The sequence below is a fragment of the Caulobacter segnis genome, from assembly GCF_023935105.1.
Classification (GTDB): Bacteria; Pseudomonadota; Alphaproteobacteria; order Caulobacterales; family Caulobacteraceae; genus Caulobacter; species Caulobacter segnis_B.
Genome location: NZ_CP096040.1, coordinates 84,992 through 100,597, shown reverse-complemented (window position 1 = coordinate 100,597; position 15,606 = coordinate 84,992). Strand labels below are relative to the sequence as shown.

At 65.0% G+C, this 15,606-nt stretch carries 18 protein-coding genes; 8 read left to right on the top strand and 10 right to left on the bottom strand.

What is annotated here, in order from left to right:
- The first annotated feature begins 258 nt into the window (after positions 1 to 258).
- From MZV50_RS00545 to MZV50_RS00535, 3 genes are all read left to right on the top strand, one after another.
- Complete coding sequence (locus MZV50_RS00545; RefSeq protein ID WP_252632428.1) at positions 259 to 1,275, top strand: glycine zipper 2TM domain-containing protein; 1,017 nt, start codon at positions 259 to 261, stop codon at positions 1,273 to 1,275.
- Positions 1,276 to 1,642: 367 nt separating this feature from the next.
- Positions 1,643 to 1,894, top strand: coding sequence for a hypothetical protein (locus MZV50_RS00540; RefSeq protein WP_252632427.1), 252 nt, complete (start codon positions 1,643 to 1,645; stop codon positions 1,892 to 1,894).
- 462 nt (positions 1,895 to 2,356) lie between these two features.
- Positions 2,357 to 3,412 carry a sensor histidine kinase gene (locus tag MZV50_RS00535; protein ID WP_252632426.1) on the top strand — a complete coding sequence of 352 codons (1,056 nt, stop codon included), beginning with the start codon at positions 2,357 to 2,359 and terminating at the stop codon, positions 3,410 to 3,412.
- Positions 3,413 to 3,486: 74 nt separating this feature from the next.
- On the opposite strand, the gene MZV50_RS00530 is transcribed toward MZV50_RS00535, so the two are convergent.
- Genes MZV50_RS00530 through traA form a run of 4 tightly spaced genes read right to left on the bottom strand, consistent with a single transcriptional unit; the run spans position 3,487 to position 7,814 of the window.
- Entirely contained in the window at positions 3,487 to 3,807 is a 321-nt protein-coding gene (locus MZV50_RS00530; RefSeq protein WP_252632425.1) for a helix-turn-helix domain-containing protein, read from the bottom strand.
- Complete coding sequence (locus MZV50_RS00525; protein WP_252632424.1) at positions 3,788 to 4,171, bottom strand: type II toxin-antitoxin system RelE/ParE family toxin; 384 nt, start codon at positions 4,169 to 4,171, stop codon at positions 3,788 to 3,790. The genes MZV50_RS00530 and MZV50_RS00525 overlap by 20 nt, the downstream gene beginning before the upstream one ends.
- Before the next feature lie 31 nt (positions 4,172 to 4,202).
- A complete protein-coding gene (locus MZV50_RS00520) occupies positions 4,203 to 4,925 on the bottom strand; it encodes a DUF6118 family protein (RefSeq protein WP_252632423.1) in 723 nt (240 codons plus the stop codon).
- 15 nt (positions 4,926 to 4,940) lie between these two features.
- Positions 4,941 to 7,814, bottom strand: a complete 2,874-nt coding sequence (gene traA, locus MZV50_RS00515) for a Ti-type conjugative transfer relaxase TraA (protein WP_289781932.1) — start codon at positions 7,812 to 7,814, stop codon at positions 4,941 to 4,943.
- A gap of 172 nt (positions 7,815 to 7,986) precedes the next feature.
- On the opposite strand from traA, the gene MZV50_RS00510 reads away from it, so the two are divergent.
- Positions 7,987 to 8,253 carry a conjugal transfer protein TraD gene (locus MZV50_RS00510; RefSeq protein WP_252632421.1) on the top strand — a complete coding sequence of 89 codons (267 nt, stop codon included), beginning with the start codon at positions 7,987 to 7,989 and terminating at the stop codon, positions 8,251 to 8,253.
- Positions 8,254 to 8,329: 76 nt separating this feature from the next.
- Entirely contained in the window at positions 8,330 to 9,082 is a 753-nt protein-coding gene (gene traD, locus MZV50_RS00505) for a conjugal transfer protein TraD (RefSeq protein WP_252632420.1), read from the top strand.
- Here the strand turns inward: traD and MZV50_RS00500 are convergent.
- Entirely contained in the window at positions 9,079 to 9,519 is a 441-nt protein-coding gene (locus tag MZV50_RS00500; RefSeq protein WP_436792196.1) for a helix-turn-helix domain-containing protein, read from the bottom strand. The genes traD and MZV50_RS00500 overlap by 4 nt on opposite strands.
- 146 nt (positions 9,520 to 9,665) lie before the next feature.
- Between MZV50_RS00500 and MZV50_RS00495 the strand changes: the two genes are divergently transcribed.
- On the top strand, positions 9,666 to 9,914 hold the full coding sequence (locus tag MZV50_RS00495) for a DUF7662 domain-containing protein (RefSeq protein WP_252632418.1): 249 nt from the start codon (positions 9,666 to 9,668) through the stop codon (positions 9,912 to 9,914).
- A 290-nt stretch (positions 9,915 to 10,204) separates the two neighbouring features.
- Here the strand turns inward: MZV50_RS00495 and MZV50_RS00490 are convergent, their stop codons facing one another.
- From MZV50_RS00490 to MZV50_RS00475, 4 genes are read right to left on the bottom strand one after another with little or no spacing between them, the layout of a single operon-like run.
- Complete coding sequence (locus tag MZV50_RS00490; RefSeq protein WP_252632417.1) at positions 10,205 to 10,702, bottom strand: hypothetical protein; 498 nt, start codon at positions 10,700 to 10,702, stop codon at positions 10,205 to 10,207.
- On the bottom strand, positions 10,695 to 11,036 hold the full coding sequence (locus MZV50_RS00485) for a sigma-70 region 4 domain-containing protein (protein ID WP_252632416.1): 342 nt from the start codon (positions 11,034 to 11,036) through the stop codon (positions 10,695 to 10,697). Before MZV50_RS00485 ends, MZV50_RS00490 begins: the two co-directional genes overlap by 8 nt.
- The gene (locus MZV50_RS00480) at positions 11,036 to 11,497 is read right to left on the bottom strand and encodes a hypothetical protein (protein WP_252632415.1); all 462 of its coding nucleotides are present in this window, start codon (positions 11,495 to 11,497) and stop codon (positions 11,036 to 11,038) included. The genes MZV50_RS00485 and MZV50_RS00480 overlap by 1 nt, the downstream gene beginning before the upstream one ends.
- The gene (locus tag MZV50_RS00475) at positions 11,494 to 11,925 is read right to left on the bottom strand and encodes a hypothetical protein (RefSeq protein ID WP_252632414.1); all 432 of its coding nucleotides are present in this window, start codon (positions 11,923 to 11,925) and stop codon (positions 11,494 to 11,496) included. Before MZV50_RS00475 ends, MZV50_RS00480 begins: the two co-directional genes overlap by 4 nt.
- Before the next feature lie 615 nt (positions 11,926 to 12,540).
- Between MZV50_RS00475 and MZV50_RS00470 the strand changes: the two genes are divergently transcribed.
- Positions 12,541 to 12,747, top strand: coding sequence for a helix-turn-helix transcriptional regulator (locus tag MZV50_RS00470; RefSeq protein WP_252632413.1), 207 nt, complete (start codon positions 12,541 to 12,543; stop codon positions 12,745 to 12,747).
- 48 nt (positions 12,748 to 12,795) lie between these two features.
- Here the strand turns inward: MZV50_RS00470 and MZV50_RS00465 are convergent, their stop codons facing one another.
- Positions 12,796 to 13,962, bottom strand: coding sequence for a tyrosine-type recombinase/integrase (locus tag MZV50_RS00465; protein WP_252632412.1), 1,167 nt, complete (start codon positions 13,960 to 13,962; stop codon positions 12,796 to 12,798).
- A 425-nt stretch (positions 13,963 to 14,387) separates the two neighbouring features.
- Here MZV50_RS00465 and MZV50_RS00460 point away from each other — a divergent pair, with 425 nt between their 5' ends.
- On the top strand, positions 14,388 to 15,587 hold the full coding sequence (locus tag MZV50_RS00460; protein ID WP_252632411.1) for a carbohydrate porin: 1,200 nt from the start codon (positions 14,388 to 14,390) through the stop codon (positions 15,585 to 15,587).
- Positions 15,588 to 15,606 lie beyond the last annotated feature (19 nt).

Sequence of the window (15,606 nt, the reverse complement as noted above, 5' to 3'; positions counted from 1 at the left end):
CGGCGCCTCGCCATCTGACCGATACCGCCAGGCGGCTTGAAAAATCGGGTCGTCAGCTGAAAATTCCGCAATTAAATTGGGCCAATCGCATAATATAAATCACCCCATCAAAAACTTTTTCTATAAAATATCCCCACGTGTTCTGATAATTTTTGACTTTTTCTGATTTATATTCCGTGACAATTGTAATTCAGCATTGAAAGCACCATGTATGGACCAAGGGGGAGGGTATGTCCTTTCTCCAGGAACCCTCAGACAATGCGCATTCAAACCCTCGTCGCCGGCGCCTGCGCCGTGGCCTTGATCCCCACCATTGCGCTCGCGCAGCAAACCTGCCAGCAGCGTCAGGGCAGTCGCGTCGCCAGCACGCTTGCCGGCGGCGGCATTGGCGCCATCGCAGGCAGCGCCGTAGCGGGACGCGGTGATCGCGGCACAGGCGCGGTGATCGGCGGCGCCGTCGGCGCGCTGATCGGCAACCAGGTCGCCAAGGGCGAGCCCGATTGCGCCCGCGCCTACGGCTTCTACGACAGCCAAGGCGCATGGCATGCCCAAGCCATTACCCGCGGCGAGGCTACTGGCTATTTCGATCGCGATGGCGACTGGGTCGACGGCCCGCCGCGCGGATACTATGGACGCGATGGGCGATGGGTGCAGGCCAATACGGACGCCTCGTCTAGCGGCTACTATGCCGACAAGCTCTGGGTTCCGGCGTCAGCGAGTGGCTACTATGCCCAGGAAGGCCGTTGGATACCCGCCGTGTCGGGCTTCTACGACCGGTCGGGGCAGTGGATCTCGGGCCCAGCCACAGGCAAATACGACAGGGACGGTCATTGGATGGAAGGCCTGACGGCCGGACACCGCGACGCCAAGGGCGCGTGGATCGCCGATCCTCAGCCGGGCTACTATGAGAAGGGCCGCTGGGTCCGTGGCGAAACGTTCGGCTATTACGACACGCGCGGCCTATGGATCGCCACTCAAGGACAGGACGAGCAGGTGGACGTCAGCCGGCATGGTCAACGAGGGACCTTTGCCGCGCCGACGATCGACGAACGTCAGGCGCACCTGGCGGAACGGATTGATCGCGGCGCGCGAAATGGTCGCTTAGGTCGGGCTCAAGTCAGCCAGGCCAGACGGACGCTCGCGTCCATCGAGCGCCAGGAGCGGACGCTGCGCGATCGTCACGGCCAACTTGGCCCCCGAGGCAGGGCGGTGATCACCGCCAGGCTCGATGGGCTGAGCGAAAGCCTAAGCGTGGATGGTCGCGACAAGTATTGAAGGTCCTGATCGCCAGCGCATCGAGATACCGTGTGCTCGTGGTCCGAAGCGCTTTGCTTTTCCGCTCGGCGCGCAAGCCCGCCACTTCAGGCGGCGCGCCGTGAGCTGCGCCCCTTGGGAACAAGCCAATGACCTGGCTCTTCGAAATTTCCGTCGGCCTGATCGTCGCCGCAGCGTTGATGACGCCGCTTTACAAGCTCTTTGCTCCGGCTCGGGCCGGAACCGCGCGGCCTAGGAAAAAGCCGCCACGAACACCGACTTAGTCCGCCGGCACGCGATGTGCGCGCCCCGGCGATCTTGCACACTCGCCGCCAGGCGGGCTCGCCATCGCGCGAGGTCCCTCCACCAAGTCTCAAAGGAACCCGCCATGTCCTCGATCCCGATCAACGCGCCACAAGACGCGCGCTTTCTAGCCCAGGAGCGCATTGTTGATGCGCTCCTGCGGGCCCTGTCCATCGAACAGCCAAGGCTACTGGAAGCCATCCGCGAGATATTGGTCGACACGGAGTTTTCCCACGCGGGCAAGCCAGGGGTTGATTCGACCACGCATCAGCAGATCAAGCGTCGACTCGACGACGCCGCGACGTTCGCCAGGGCGCACGGCTCCGCTCAGGCTTAAAATTCTCGGTGCGGGTCGGGGCGCGAACGTCCAGCCTTTCCGCCGGAACCGGACGCCGCAACCGAAGACCCCTCGATTTCAACGCACGACGACAGCTTCTCCAAACACCTTGAACCGCCGGCTCCAAAAAGCCTGTCCTCGACAAGCGGACCCGCTGTTCGCGACCGCCCCCTAAGGCCGCCGCTCAGGCCCAGTGCGCGCTCGACGCGGCGGCGTGACCAGCGAGCGCAAGGCCGTTGATCGCCGCAGGAGCGGCGCCAAGTCCGCTGCGAGGCAGACCCACCCCATGTCGCCCCCCTCGAAGGACGGGAGAACAGGCGTCGATGTGCTATTGTGTGACAAGGTGCGCTACGAAGCGCTGCCGCCTATTCGCCGGGTACGGCTTTCGCTGCGCGAGCCTCTGGTTGTTGTGAAGGGGCCACTGTGCCCGCCCACCATATATTGCATCCGAACGACCCAGGTTTGAGCCTGGCCCTCGCCATGGTCGCGGCTTCGGCTGCGCCCCTGCTTCTCATTGACGGCGACCTGTCGATTGTCGCCGTCAGCGACTCTTTCGGTCGGGCTTTCGGCATCGCGACCGAAAGCGCTATCGGGCGACAGCTGACCGATCTGGGAGCCGGGGAGTGGGGCTCGCCCCAACTCAGGATGCTGCTTGAGGTCACGGCGGCCGGCGCGGCGGCCATCGAGTCCTACGAGATGGAACTCAAGCGACCTGGCCAGCCCGACCGTTACCTCGCCATAGGCGCCCAGAAACTTGCCTATAGCGATCCCGCCAAGCTCCGTCTTCTGGTCGCAATCGCCGATGTCACGGACATGCGAACGGCGGCCCGCACGGCGCGCGATCAGCTCAGGGCCAATGATGAACTCGTCGCCGAGAATAAGGCGTTGATGGAGGAAATCCGTCATCGGGTCGCCAACAGCCTGCAGATCATCGCAAGCGTCCTCATGCAGAACGCGCGCGCGGCGCGGTCCGAAGAGGCTAAGCACCAATTGCAAAACGCCCACGCCCGGGTGATGTCGATCGCCGACCTGCAACAGCAGCTTGCGGGGGCGACCACCGGAACCGTCGAGTTGCGGGCCTATTTGACCAGGCTTTGCGCGACCATCGCCGCCTCGATGATCCCGGACCCTCATAAACTGACCCTCAATGTCGTCGCCGAAGACGTCACGGTCGACGCCGGCGTTTCGGTCAGCCTGGGGCTCGTCACGACAGAACTCGTCATCAACGCCCTGAAGCATGCGTTCCCCGATGGCCGAGGCGGCGGGATCACGGTCGACTACAAGACCGAGGGGGAGAGCTGGACGCTATCGGTCTCGGACGACGGCGTTGGAATGCCCACCGCGAAGCCGTCGCCTTCCGGGCTCGGCACGAGCATCGTCCAGGCGTTGGCCCGTCAGTTGGCGGCGCGGGTGAGCCTTGAGCACCTGAGGCCAGGCGCTCGGGTCTCGATTGTCCACACCGGAACCGCCGCGCCCGCCGTCGATGTCGACCTGTCGGTTGAAGAGGAGGCGGGTTAGCTCTGACCTTTTGCCGCCACCGCGCCATACCTGCGAGTTCCTGGGCGCCGTGTGGGCTCACCGCTGGAGCTAGGTTAGGCCAGAATCTGCAACCCGTGCTTCTGCACGATTGCCAGCAGCTTGAGCGCCACGCCGCTGGGCTTCTTGGCTCCGGCCTCCCACTTCTCCACCGTGCTTTCGCTGGTGTTGAGATAGCGGGCGAAGACCGGCTGGCTGACGTGATTGCTCTCCCGGAGCTGCTTAATCTGCGCGGGCTCGATCATCGGCGGCACGGTCAGGCACGTGGCGTCGAAGTCGCGCATCGTGGCCTTGTCGATCGTGCCGGCCCGGTACATTCCAGCGACGTTGTCATGGATCGCCTCGAAGGCGTCGCTCTTAAACTTGCGCTTGGTCATGACAGATCTCCACAATCACCTTGGCCTCTAGCTCCTTGTCGATCTCCACGTCGGTCTTTTCGGCGTAGAGGTCGGCTAGCTTGCGAAAGGCCTTCAGTTCGTCGTCGTCGATATTCGCCCTGTCCTTCTTCGCGAACAGATAGGCGTAAACCCAATACCTTCGACCCTTGGCCAAGATGATGCTGCGGCTACGGTTCTTGTCGAGCCGCTTCTTGAACACCCCGCCACCCAGATCATCGGCTTGGCCAGCTATTGCCGCTGCAACCGCCGCGCAAAGCTCGCTGTCCTTGATCAGCGCCTTCTTGGCCGCCTTGGTGAACCAAGCCGTCTTGAAAACCCGCGCGACTTCCTTGGCCTCGCTCATGAGAAATATGTAGCACTGAGTGCTATCCCGTTCAATGGAGAGAACATGCGCATCGTGACGCGCTCAGGGAGCCCACGCTGATCAGGCAGCGCTTGCCGCTCTTAGCCCTCTGAGCTGCCGCTACACACCGAGCCAGCACATCGCGGTTTTGCTCAACCATCCGCCGCGCGGCTTGCGTTTCCTGCCAACGCTGTGGGTCGGCAACAGTCAACAGTCGCTCGCCTGCCGGCCACATGTCGCGGTGCAGCACCCGCGCCGCCCGCTTCTCCGGCCAAGCCCACGGCTCTGGAGCAGCCTGCGCAACGATGACCGGAAAGCTCGCGCCAAGAACCGCGCCGCCGATCACACCGGCCAAGGCCGCCTGCAAAAGCCGCCAGTTCTGCGCGTTGGCCAAACGCGCCGTATCGACCCAACCGCGAAGATCGCCGGCCACCCGTTGAAGCATCTCATGGGCCTGATGCAACGTCGCGCGGTCCTGCCGCCGGGCCTCATCACCGGCCGCAGTGATCTGCCGCGCAATCTCAGCGGGCGTAGCCGCCAACGCTGGACTCGTCGCCAGCTTCCCTATCCGCCCAACCGCGAGCCTCACGCCTTGAGCGATCTCCCCCAGCGTCTCGCTGTAGTCTGGCGCCGACGCGCGTTCGGCGGCTAACCCCGCCAGAGCGACGTTCAGCAAGGCCACCTCCCGCCGTAATGCCTCGAACGCCACCGCCGCCGGATCGCCCGGAGCTTCCGAGCCGATATCCTGATCCATCCCATCCTCCTGCTTTCAGATGCCAAGTCCTCGGCCGCGCCCGATGCCGAGGTAGTCCGAGAGCTCCTGGCCCACGCTGCGGCCCATCTCGGCGGGAAGCCCAAGCTCGGGCCTGCGGGTGCGCAACAGCGACTCCATCTGCGGGTCGCGCTCCGGGCTCTTGGCCATGGCGCCCATGCTTTCCTTGACCTGCCTGGCGCTGGTCATGTCGCCGGAGCGATGCAGCGCTGAGCGCTGGCGCTCCAGGCCCTGCCAGCGCTCGACGAAGCGGTCGGCGCGCAAACGCGGATCGGCGCGGACCTCGGCCTCAAGCTGAAGGACGCGGACCGCACGCTGGGTGCGGCCCGAAGCGGTCTCGCCGGCCAAGGCCGGGTCGCGCACGTAAGCCCGCTCCAGATCCTTGGCCGCGTGCGGACTGACCTCAGCCATGGCCTCGCGCGCTTCCACCAACGCCCGTCGCTGATGGGCGAGTACCGGCAAGCCGCGGTCGTGCATCCGTATGACGTCGGCCGCAGCGCGAGCGTGGCGCTCGATCGCGCGGTGCTGGTCGAACTGGCCAACCTCCCGCACCGGCGCCGCCGGCTGACGCGCTGGAGTGGCGGGCTTGAACCCGTCGAACGTCCCGCGCTGGCGCTGTGGTAGCTCCTTCGGCCGCATCGACGCCGGCACGTGGATGTCGCGCCGCTCGGCGAAGTCGCTGGCCATGTCCTTGGCCCGCTCACGCGACAGGACGCGGGTTAGCTTGCCGAGATCCTCGAACTCGTCGCGGCCGTAATGGATCTGCACGCTGTCGCGATGACGCGAGAGGGCGACATAGGCGCCATGACGATCCATCCCCGGCGTGGCGAGCACATGGGCGCGATCGACGGTGACACCCTGGCTCTTGTGGATGGTGGCGGCATAGCCGTGATCGACCTGGGCGTAGTCCTTGAGGTCGAAGACGACCGAGCGCTCCGCGTCGGGACGCCCGGCGTCGAGCCGCACCGTCATCTGCGTCGGCGAGACCTGCTCGATCTCGCCGAGCATGCCGTTCTTCACGCCCAGCCCGCGATCGTTCTTCAGGAACATCAGCCGATCGCCGGTCGCGAACGAGCGCTCACCGCGCTCGGCCTTCACCGTCACGTCCTCGCCCAGGGCACCGGCCTGGCGCAGCCGGTCGCGCGCCGTCAAATTGAGCTCGCGCACCTCGTCATTGGTATGGGTGAGGATGATCCGGCTCTTGCCCGGCTCGGCCACGCGCTCGCGGTCCCAGCGTTCGACCAGATCCTCGCGCGCCTGGTCGCGTGTCTCGGCCGCGTGAACCATGCCGCGCGCCTCGTAAGCCGCAAGCGCGTCGCCCGTGCGACCGGTCGCCAGATGCCGCGTGGCGTCGCGCTGCCAGTCCTCGCGCTGCCGACGAACCTCCTTGATCTCGACGTGATAATGGCGCTCGGCGATCGACCGAAACGCCGCGCCGGCCTCAATCGCCTGGAGCTGCTCGGGATCGCCGACCAGCACCACCTTGGCCCCGGCCTTATGGGCGGCCGACAACAGTCGCTCCATCTGCCGCGAGCCGATCATCCCGGCCTCATCGATCACCAGTACGTCGCGGGGGTGGAGTAACTCGCGGTCTTTCGCCCACTGATGCTCAAGACTGGCGATGGTGCGCGAGGCAATGCCGGACCCGCCCTCCAGATTCTCGGCGGCGATGCCCGATAGCGCCAGGCCCTGAACGCGATAGTCCGCGTCTTCCCAAGCCTCGCGAGCGACGCCCAAGAGCGCGGACTTGCCCGTACCGGCATAGCCGACGACGACGCCAAGATCCCGCCCCTCGGTGACGTGCTCGAACGCAGCCTTCTGCTCTCCGGAAAGGACGAGGCCACGTTGCGCGGCGCGCGCCAGGGCGCGGCGCTGTTCCAACTCACTGACGGCGTGCGCTCGGCGCTGCGCCATCACGTCGCTGGCGCGATGCAGCCGGTCCTCGACGGCGATCATCTCGCGGCTCGTGAAGCGATCGTCCCCACGTCCATCACGGCCCAGCGCCACCATCTCGGGCGAGGCCTGCACCGCGCTCATAGCGCGGTCGAACTGCGCCTTGCCGTCCGAATGGCGGTGGATGAACTTCGCCAGGTCGTAGCGGGTGAATGTCGCCTGCTGGTGGGTGATGGCGTCCAGGGCGATGCGTGGATCGGCGATAATCTTCTCGCCGTTCTCGCGGGCGATGCGGTGATGGTCTTCGAGCCGCTCGGTCTCGACGCCTTCGCCGGCCATGCGTCCAGCCGCTGGGCCGATCTTGTGCTGCGGCTCCAGGTCAATGCCCTGGTCTTCCAGGCTGCGGTGATCGATCCGCGCGTCGATGTCGAACTGCGCCAGCCGCTCGTTGACGTGGTCGGCCCAGGCCTCGCGCCAATGCTCGACCAATTCGGTGCGGTTCCAGTCGCGGACCTTGGCGCCGAAGCCGGCTTCGCCAACTTCACGCATCGACAACATTACGTGGGCGTGGGGCTTGGCCAGGCCGTCCGGGCCGATGTCCCAATGCACATTGAGATCGGCGACCATGCCGCGATCGACCATTTCGCGCTGGACGAAGTCGCGGGCCAGTTCGATGCCTTGCGCCTGGTCCATCTCGCGGGGGATGGCGAACTCGACCTCGCGGGAGAGCTGGGCGTCCTTGCGCTTTTCGCCGGCCTCGACGGTGTTCCAAAGCGAGACCCGATCGGAGAGCTGTTCGGGCGCGTCGTCCGGCAGCATGATCTCGGAATGGGCGACGCCGCTCTTGTTGGTGAAGTCGTGGTCGCGGTCCAACCTCTCATCGTGCAGCCGCGAGGCGGAGCGATAGGCGGCCGAGGCCACGGCGCTGGCCCCGGTGGCGCGGCTGATGACTTTGACGCTGAAGTGGTAGATCGCCATGGCGACAGACCACTTACTACCCTGAGCGCACGTCGGCACGACGTATAAGCGCGCCCTCCCAAGAAAGAATCTCGGGAGGGACCGGCCCATCCCAGTGTGTTCCGGCGACCTTACAGCATTCCCGGACGCCCTGATTTACGATTGGCGCATCATCGAAACCTGGAGACTTGGAATGCGCAAGCCACGTGACTTCGACGCGGAACTTAAGAGCCTCGAAGACAAGGCCAAGACCCTGAAGGATCGTAAGATCAAGCAGCTTGGCGAGCTGGTGATCGCCACGGGCGCCGACACACTCGACATCGATACCTTGGCCGGCGGACTTCTGGATCTGGCCGATGCCGGGAACGCCGCGCGCAAGGAGGGCTGGAGGAAGCGCGGCGCGGGGTTCTTTCGCGGCGGGTCGAGCGCCCCTGCGCCTAGCGCTGGCGGCGACCAATGACGCAGAGCGCCGGGCCAAGGCCGCGCGCCATCGGCTGGAAGCGCGGCGAGCCAGAACCGATACGCGGGCGTGGGTGGTGAAACGGCGCGAGCGCACCCGCCACCTGATCGAGCTGGGCGGTCTGGTGCAAAAGGCCGGCCTCGTCGAGCTGACCCGCGATGACCGCGCCGTCCTCTACGGCGCGTTCACGTTCTTGGCGACCATGCTCAAAGCCGACGACGCCGAGCACACCCTGGCGTTATGGCGACGCGGTGGAAGGAGGGCGTTCGAGTCCGGTGCGGCTGATCGAGCCCCTGATCCGGCGCGGGTTGTGCCTTCTCAGAGACAACCCCAGGCAATCGCCGAAATCGTGCAACAGAAATCCCCGTCTCGGGTTAGTCGGGTATGCGACTCTCGCGCTTGGCATTTCCCGGCGTTGCGTCGTTGGGGCGCGACCATGACAATCGATAGTGAAAGCCTGCCGGCGGCCCCCATCCTGCTGGTCGTCGATGACGAAGTACTGGTTCGGATGCTGGCCTGCGACATCCTTACTGATGGCGGTTTCCACTGCCTGGAGGCCGTGAACGCTGAAGAGGCGCTGGCGCTCATCGATGCCCGTCCCGACATCGCCCTGATGTTCACCGACGTCGACATGCCAGGCGAGATCAACGGCGCGGGCCTGGCGCACCTGGTCGCCATGCGCGTGCCAGCGTTGAAAATCCTGGTCACCAGTGGCGCGGCGGCGCTCCAGGCCAGCGACTTGCCGGCTGGAGCCCGGTTCATCCAGAAGCCCTATACGCCGTCCGAGCTGCTCGACCTGATTGGCGAAATGCTGGCCGCTGGAGCCTAAGACGCGTCGCGGGGCGAGCTTTCCTCAGCCATGGCGCGGACGAGGTCGAGAACCTGTCGGCGGACGCGGCCCCGGCCGATCTTGGGAAACATCTCAGCCAGTTCCATGCCCTCGGGCGTGTTGAGGAACTCGGTCACGATCCGGTCGGCGGCGCCGACATCATCGTTTTCATTGGTCACCGGATCAGCGAGACCATCGAAGAAGAACGACACTGGGACCTGAAGCGTCTTGGCGATCTCATAGAGCTTGCTGGCGCTGACCCGGTTGGCGCCGCGCTCGTACTTCTGCACCTGTTGAAAGGTCAGCCCCAGCGCGTCGGCGAGGTGTTCCTGGCTCATGTTCAGCATCTTGCGACGCATACGAACGCGGCCGCCGACGTGGAGATCGACGGCGTTCGGCGTGCGGGCTTCAGGCGTATCGGTCACGAAAGTCTCCATGAGTCGGATCGCCGGCAACGCCGCCGATCCCGGAAAGTGCTTACGGCGGCAAAGACGCTCGCAAGCGTGGCTTTTCAAGGTCGTTCTCCACTCGCGCTAGTCGCGCGTGGATTCGACGTGTCCGGACCAATCGGCGATGCTGGGGGATGTCCAAGTACGATCCCCTGTCGGGTCATCTGCGTCGCCAGCGTCAAGGCGAACTCGAACTGACCTTCGCCGAGATCGAGCGCATCCTTGGCGCCATGCTTCCCAAGAGCGCGGCCCGTCAGCAGTGGTGGGCCAACACCACTGATCCCTACACGAGCCAAGTGCAGCGCAAGGCCTGGGGCGACGCTGGCTTTGACGCCTTTCTCATCGCCGGCAAGGACCGTGTCCGCTTCAAGCGCGTACGCTGACAGGGCCGCTTGGCTGGGCCTGTCCGGCCAACCACTGAGCGCGCGGCCGCCGACCAACTTCGCTCGGAGACAAGACGCCCTGGATCGCTTGGTGGAACAAGGGCCGGACGGGTTGGCGCGCGTCAAGGGGACGCCCTGCGGGCGTCTCGCGGAGCGACGGCGAAGCCGCCCTTGACCCGCACCATCCCGCCCGGCAGAGGCTGTCCAAGCGCTCCAGGGCGAGCACCGACCGTTCCGGTCCTGGCTCCCGCAGGTTGGGGTGGGCAAGACGGCTGTAGGGAGGGGCGCGGCTAGCGCTTGCAAACCGGCGCCCAGCAATTGGGACAGCGCGCGGTGCGCAGCTCGTCCATCGTCGCCTTGAAGAGGTCGTAGCCGTCACCCTGCTGGTGGACCATGACCCGCAACGCTACCTCCAGCTTCGCCACTACGCCGAGCATGTCGTTGGCGCGCACAGTGGGAAGAGCCTCCAGCCATGCCTCGCGCTGCTCGAACAGCGGTTCGAGCTGCTTGTCGATGGCGTCCATCTCCTCGGACGGCAACAGCTCTCCGCGCTCCTCGGGCGTCATGCGCTCCCACCGCTTCTGCCGCACGAGAACGGTCTCTAGATCCGACCAGCGATTACCCAAGCGGTCGATCTCAGCGTCAAGCGCCAGCCATTCGCCGCAGCGGGCGATGGCTTGGTCCTGCATCGCCGCGCCGGCGTCGGTGTTGGCAACGATGGGCGCGGCGCCCGCAGCGCCGATCACGACGCGGCGGGAGACGGCGAATGGCCCCTTGTCGTCAGACATCGGGATGCTCCGCATTGGCTGGATTGTTGGAATGAGGACGGGCGCGCTCGATCAGAGCGATCGTCCGGGAAATCTCGCAAAGCGCATCGGCCAGGCGCGCCTGGACTTCGGCGGCGGAGATGCCCAGGTGGCGAGCGATCAGAGCGTAGTCGAGCGCCTGAATGTGATTGGGCAGGAAGACATCCCGTGTCTCCTGGCGAAGACGCAGCACCGCGTAGGACATGACCTGTTGAGCGTCGTGTGGATCGAAGATCCGGCCGCGCCAGAGATAGGGATATCGCCAGCGCCACCACTGACTCACCGCGAGCGTCCAAGGCATGCGGAGACGCATCATCACGCGACGTTCTCCTGACCAGAAGGGTCTGGCCCTGCGGCCTCAGCGACGGCGGCGATGAGCTTCCGAACCGTCGTGCAGGCCTGACGCCAGCACACAGATGCAATCTCGTCCGGCGTCATCCGCGAGATGCCATGGATTTGGTAATAGCGGCCAAGCAGCGCGGCCAGTTCGGCGACCCCGGCAGGAGCGCTATCGAAGCCAGCACGTCGCGCGAACCTGAGCGCCTTGACGAGATCGTGCCGGAGATAGACGCGGTTCCAGTCGTCGCTGATCCCTCGGTCGAGCAGGTAAGCCTTCAACGCCAGTTCGATGGCTATGGCTAGGAAGTAGCGCGTCGCCTCCGGGTGTCGCGACAGCGCCGCCTCGGCGCCTTCGAGGAAGCCAGCGGCGTTACGGCGGAACGTTGCCGCAAATGGGCGGTCGGCGCCATCGCGTCGCCGGGCGACGCGGCGGGTCACTTTCCACCCGAGAGCGCGGCAAGGTCGCGGGCCGCGCGAGTGATAAGACCGTGGGCTTCGGGATGATCTTCAACGAATATCAGCCGCGCCGCCACCGAGAGATTGGCGATGACGGCCTCAAAGCTCCTCGCCGGTTTCGGTCGCATCGCCTTCAGGAGGGCGTGTCCCTCGACCTCCAGCACATCGAGCCGCGCGTCGATCTCACCGAGTCTCGCACCCTCGGGGATTTCGGCCCGCTGTTCCGGCGTGAGCTTGTACCAATTGCGTTTGGTCATCAGCCAGCCTTCCAGCGTACCCCATTCGAGTTGGAGGCGCCGCTGTTCAGCGTCGATGGCCAGCCAGCGGTAGCAGATGGCGACAGATGGGGCCGCGCGGACCTGGAGCGGAGCCATGCCCGAAACCCCGCAGGCGACGGCGCCGCCGACCATCATTGCTCGCCTGGACGGTTCGTCTACACGCGCAGGCGCGCGCCCCGCCTTTCGACGTGACTCCATGGCCTCTGCTCTCTAATCATAGGTGACGATTTTATCGTCACCCGTAATCAGCATGAGGTCAATTATAAAATGATCGCAAACGATAATAAAATTATCGCCCGATGATTACGGCGGAGCAGATCAAAGCCGCTCGCGCTCTCTTGGGCTGGAGCCAACCGCAACTGGTGGCGGCGTCAGGCGTCTCCCTGCCGACTATTGTGCGCATGGAGGGTTCGGCCGGTCCTGGCCGGAGTTCCGCCGCGAATGTCGATGCAGTACGACAGTCACTGGAAAAGGCCGGGGTGACGTTCTTGTCGGCCGACGAGGCTGGCGGTCCGGGTGTGCGTCTGAAGAAATAGCCCAACCAGCCCGGAGCCTTGGACGAATTTGGCTGTGCCGAAGCGCGGACAGCCGAATGACGGTACGTTCTCACCTTCGCTAGAGGCGCCTAGGGCCTGTCTTTGTTTTCCAGAGTACGATCTGGCCCAGCGAGGCCTTGCCGCCAGCGGCGAGCGATCCAATTCTGGCCCATCGAATGCCTTCAGATCCCAGTCTGTGGAGCTTTAAACGATGGCCGACCTCGACCGCATCGTCCGCCTCAAGACCGTGCTAGCGCGCACGGGGCTGAGCCGCTCGACCCTTTATCGGAAGATCGGGGAGGGGACCTTTCCTCGCCAGATCCCGATTAGTGTTCACGGTGCGGGATGGCACGAGTCCGCGATCAATCGCTGGATCAACGACCCTGCCAATTTTCGCGCAGATGAAAGGGGAAGATAGGCGCCACGGAAATCAGACTGGCTGCACTGTCGCCGCGATCATCGATAGCTAAGCTGACTTGGTCTTTGGCTCTGCGGACGTGGCCAGATAGTCAGCCCAGGCCTGCATCAGCTTGCGCCGCTTCTCGAAAAAGTCAGTCCTGCGATAGGCGGCTTCGACCCGATCTGGAATCTTGTGCGCCAATGCCTTGTCGGCGACTTCCTTGGGGAAGTCGGTCATTTCCGACGACCAGTCTGTGAAGGCGCTGCGGAAACCGTGAACGGTCACATTCTCGACCTTCATGTCGCGGAGCACCTTGGACATCGTCATGTCGCTGATGGGTTTGACCCCATTTGGAGAGAACAGGAGTTCATCGTCGTCCACCCGGGCGTCGCGCATCCGCTGTAGGAGAGCGAGGGCGGGCCTCGATAGCGGGATGGCATGGGCCACCTTCATCTTCATACGCTCGGCCGGAATCGACCAGACGCCCTTGTCGAGGTCAAATTCGCTCCAGACCGCAAACCGCGTCTCGTTGGAGCGTACAGCCGTGTAGACGGTCAGTTGCAGCGCATCCCGACCAAGGGTCGGCGACATCGCCGCAACTGCTTGGAGGAAGGCCGGCACGTCCTGATAGGGCATCGCCGCATAGTGCGAGCCAGTGTTGTTCTGGCGCGGAAGTCCCTTGCGGACCGATCGCAGGGAAACTTCCTTGTCAATCCAGCCCTTGATATGAGCGAAGTCGAGAACCGCATTGATCCGCTGAAGCACCTTATTGGCGGTATCAGGCACCGTCAGCCAAATCGGCTCCAGAACATCCCGAACAACGAGCGCATCGACCTTGTCCACGGGCTTGGAGCCAATCATCGGAAAGACGTGACGCTCGAAGCTGGCGATCCAAATAGCTTGCCGGCTGTCCTTCCAACCGGCTTTCAACGTCTCGTAACAGGCGCGAGCAGCGGACTCGAACGACGGGGTGGACCGACGAGCGCTTCGACGGTCGGCAGCTGGGTCGCCCCCGCTCCTGACCTTACGGCGCATCTCGGCCGCCGCGATCCGCGCATCGGCGAGGGAGACGTCCCGTACCGAGCCCAAGCCGAAATCGCGACGCACCCCCTGGAACTGGATGCGGAAAAGCCATGACCGCGATCCACTCGGCTGAACATCGAGATACAGACCACGTCCGTCGCAGTGGCGACCGGCTTTCGCGTTCTTCACCTTGAGGGCTGTGAGCGACAAGTTAGAAGTCCCTGTTTTCGAGCCTCCAATTTTCCCCTCATTTTCCCCACACTTTTGATGCGGATTTTAGGGAACGAAATGAGACTAACTGAAACGGGAGATCCTATCAACTATATGATGATACAGGAATTTTGAGACAGTATGAGACATCCTGGTTAGATCCCCAAATCATCCTCGGCTCCACCAAGGACCTTTCCGACATCTCCTGACCCGGCCGAACGCGCCTGACCGCGCGCAAGCTTGGCCGTGCATGTTCATGCCCCCTTTGGCGGAGGTCAGCGTCATCTCGTCGCGGGGACGCCGAATTCCTGGCGCGCGGCCGCTTCTGCGACGACGCGCCACAGCCGAGGTTTACCGGATGGCGCCCCGCCCGGCGGGAGGCTGAGCCCTCGCCCGATCGAACGTCGGGGATAGCGGGGGCTAGAATGCGCCAATCCAAGGCCCGTGGGGCCGACATCAATCGACTGGCCTACCGCCTGGCGGCCGGATCCATCTTCATCGCCGCCGGACTGCTGGCTGCCCGCGCCCATGCGGAGGACGCCCCGGCGCTGCAACTGGGCGTCAGCTACACGGCCGACGTGACGGGCGCGGTCAGCGGCGGCCTGGCCAAGCGCGGCCGGGTGCTGGACGATCTGCAAGTCGCCGCCGACCTGGATCTGGACAAGGCCGTCGGCTGGAAGGGCGCGACCGTCCACGTGCTCCTACTCAACAACAGCGGCGCGGCGCCCAACGACGACGCCGGCACGCTGCAGGGCGTCGACAATATCGAGGTCACACGCCAGCGCGCCCGGCTGTTCGAGGCCTGGGTCGAGCAGGGCTTCGGCGACAAGGGCTCGGTCCGCGCCGGCCTCTACGACCTCAACAGCGAATTCTACGCCAATGACAGCGCCGGCCTGCTGATCGCCCCGGCTTTCGGCATCGGCTCGGAACTGGCGGCCACGGGGCCGAACGGCCCGTCGATCTTCCCGTCGACGGCCCTGGCCGTGCGCGCCCGCTGGACGCCGAGCGAAACCCTCTACGCCCAGGCCGCCGTGCTCAACGCCAATGCCGGCGTGCTGGGCGATCCGGGCGGCGTCCATACCTCGTTCGACAATGGCGTGCTGATCATCGCCGAGGCCGGATGGCAGGGCCGTGGCAAGGTGGCTTTCGGGACCTGGCGCTATACCGACAAGCAGGACGACATCCGCGCCGTGACCCCGACGGGCGGCCCGGTCCACAGCACCGCCAAGGGGGCCTATGTCCTGCTGGAGCGCCAGCTGAGCGGCGGGGATGAGGGGCGCAAGACCACGGCCTTCGCCCGCCTGGGCGTGTCGGACGGCGACACCACCGCCTTCAAGGGTGGCTGGCAGGCGGGGGTGCTGGTCGAGCGAGTCTTCGAGAGCCGCCCCGACAGCGCCTTCTCGGTGGGGATCAATCAGGCGTTCCTGTCAGGCAAGTTCCGCGACAACGCCTTCGACGCGGGCCAGCGCCTGACGCGCTCGGAAAGCGCGATCGAGGTGACCTATTCGGACAAGATCGGCCCGGTCACGATCCAGCCCGACCTGCAATATGTGAAGGATCCAGGCGCCGACGGCGGCGTCGGCCATGCCCTGGTGGCGATCCTCAGGTTCGGCGTGGCGTTCTAGGCCGGAAAGCCGTCCGGCC

Bases quoted from the DNA above. Each gene is read 5' to 3' on its own strand.
- MZV50_RS00545 (WP_252632428.1), top strand. From the start codon at position 259: ATGCGCATTCAAACCCTCGTCGCCGGCGCCTGCGCCGTGGCCTTGATC.
- MZV50_RS00540 (WP_252632427.1), top strand. From the start codon at position 1,643: ATGTCCTCGATCCCGATCAACGCGCCACAAGACGCGCGCTTTCTAGCC.
- MZV50_RS00530 (WP_252632425.1), bottom strand. From the start codon at position 3,807: ATGACCAAGCGCAAGTTTAAGAGCGACGCCTTCGAGGCGATCCATGAC.
- MZV50_RS00525 (WP_252632424.1), bottom strand. From the start codon at position 4,171: ATGAGCGAGGCCAAGGAAGTCGCGCGGGTTTTCAAGACGGCTTGGTTC.
- MZV50_RS00520 (WP_252632423.1), bottom strand. From the start codon at position 4,925: ATGGATCAGGATATCGGCTCGGAAGCTCCGGGCGATCCGGCGGCGGTG.
- traA (WP_289781932.1), bottom strand. From the start codon at position 7,814: ATGGCGATCTACCACTTCAGCGTCAAAGTCATCAGCCGCGCCACCGGG.
- MZV50_RS00510 (WP_252632421.1), top strand. From the start codon at position 7,987: ATGCGCAAGCCACGTGACTTCGACGCGGAACTTAAGAGCCTCGAAGAC.
- MZV50_RS00500 (WP_436792196.1), bottom strand. From the start codon at position 9,519: ATGGAGACTTTCGTGACCGATACGCCTGAAGCCCGCACGCCGAACGCC.
- MZV50_RS00495 (WP_252632418.1), top strand. From the start codon at position 9,666: ATGTCCAAGTACGATCCCCTGTCGGGTCATCTGCGTCGCCAGCGTCAA.
- MZV50_RS00490 (WP_252632417.1), bottom strand. From the start codon at position 10,702: ATGTCTGACGACAAGGGGCCATTCGCCGTCTCCCGCCGCGTCGTGATC.
- MZV50_RS00485 (WP_252632416.1), bottom strand. From the start codon at position 11,036: ATGATGCGTCTCCGCATGCCTTGGACGCTCGCGGTGAGTCAGTGGTGG.
- MZV50_RS00475 (WP_252632414.1), bottom strand. From the start codon at position 11,925: ATGGTCGGCGGCGCCGTCGCCTGCGGGGTTTCGGGCATGGCTCCGCTC.
- MZV50_RS00470 (WP_252632413.1), top strand. From the start codon at position 12,541: ATGGCCGACCTCGACCGCATCGTCCGCCTCAAGACCGTGCTAGCGCGC.
- MZV50_RS00460 (WP_252632411.1), top strand. From the start codon at position 14,388: ATGCGCCAATCCAAGGCCCGTGGGGCCGACATCAATCGACTGGCCTAC.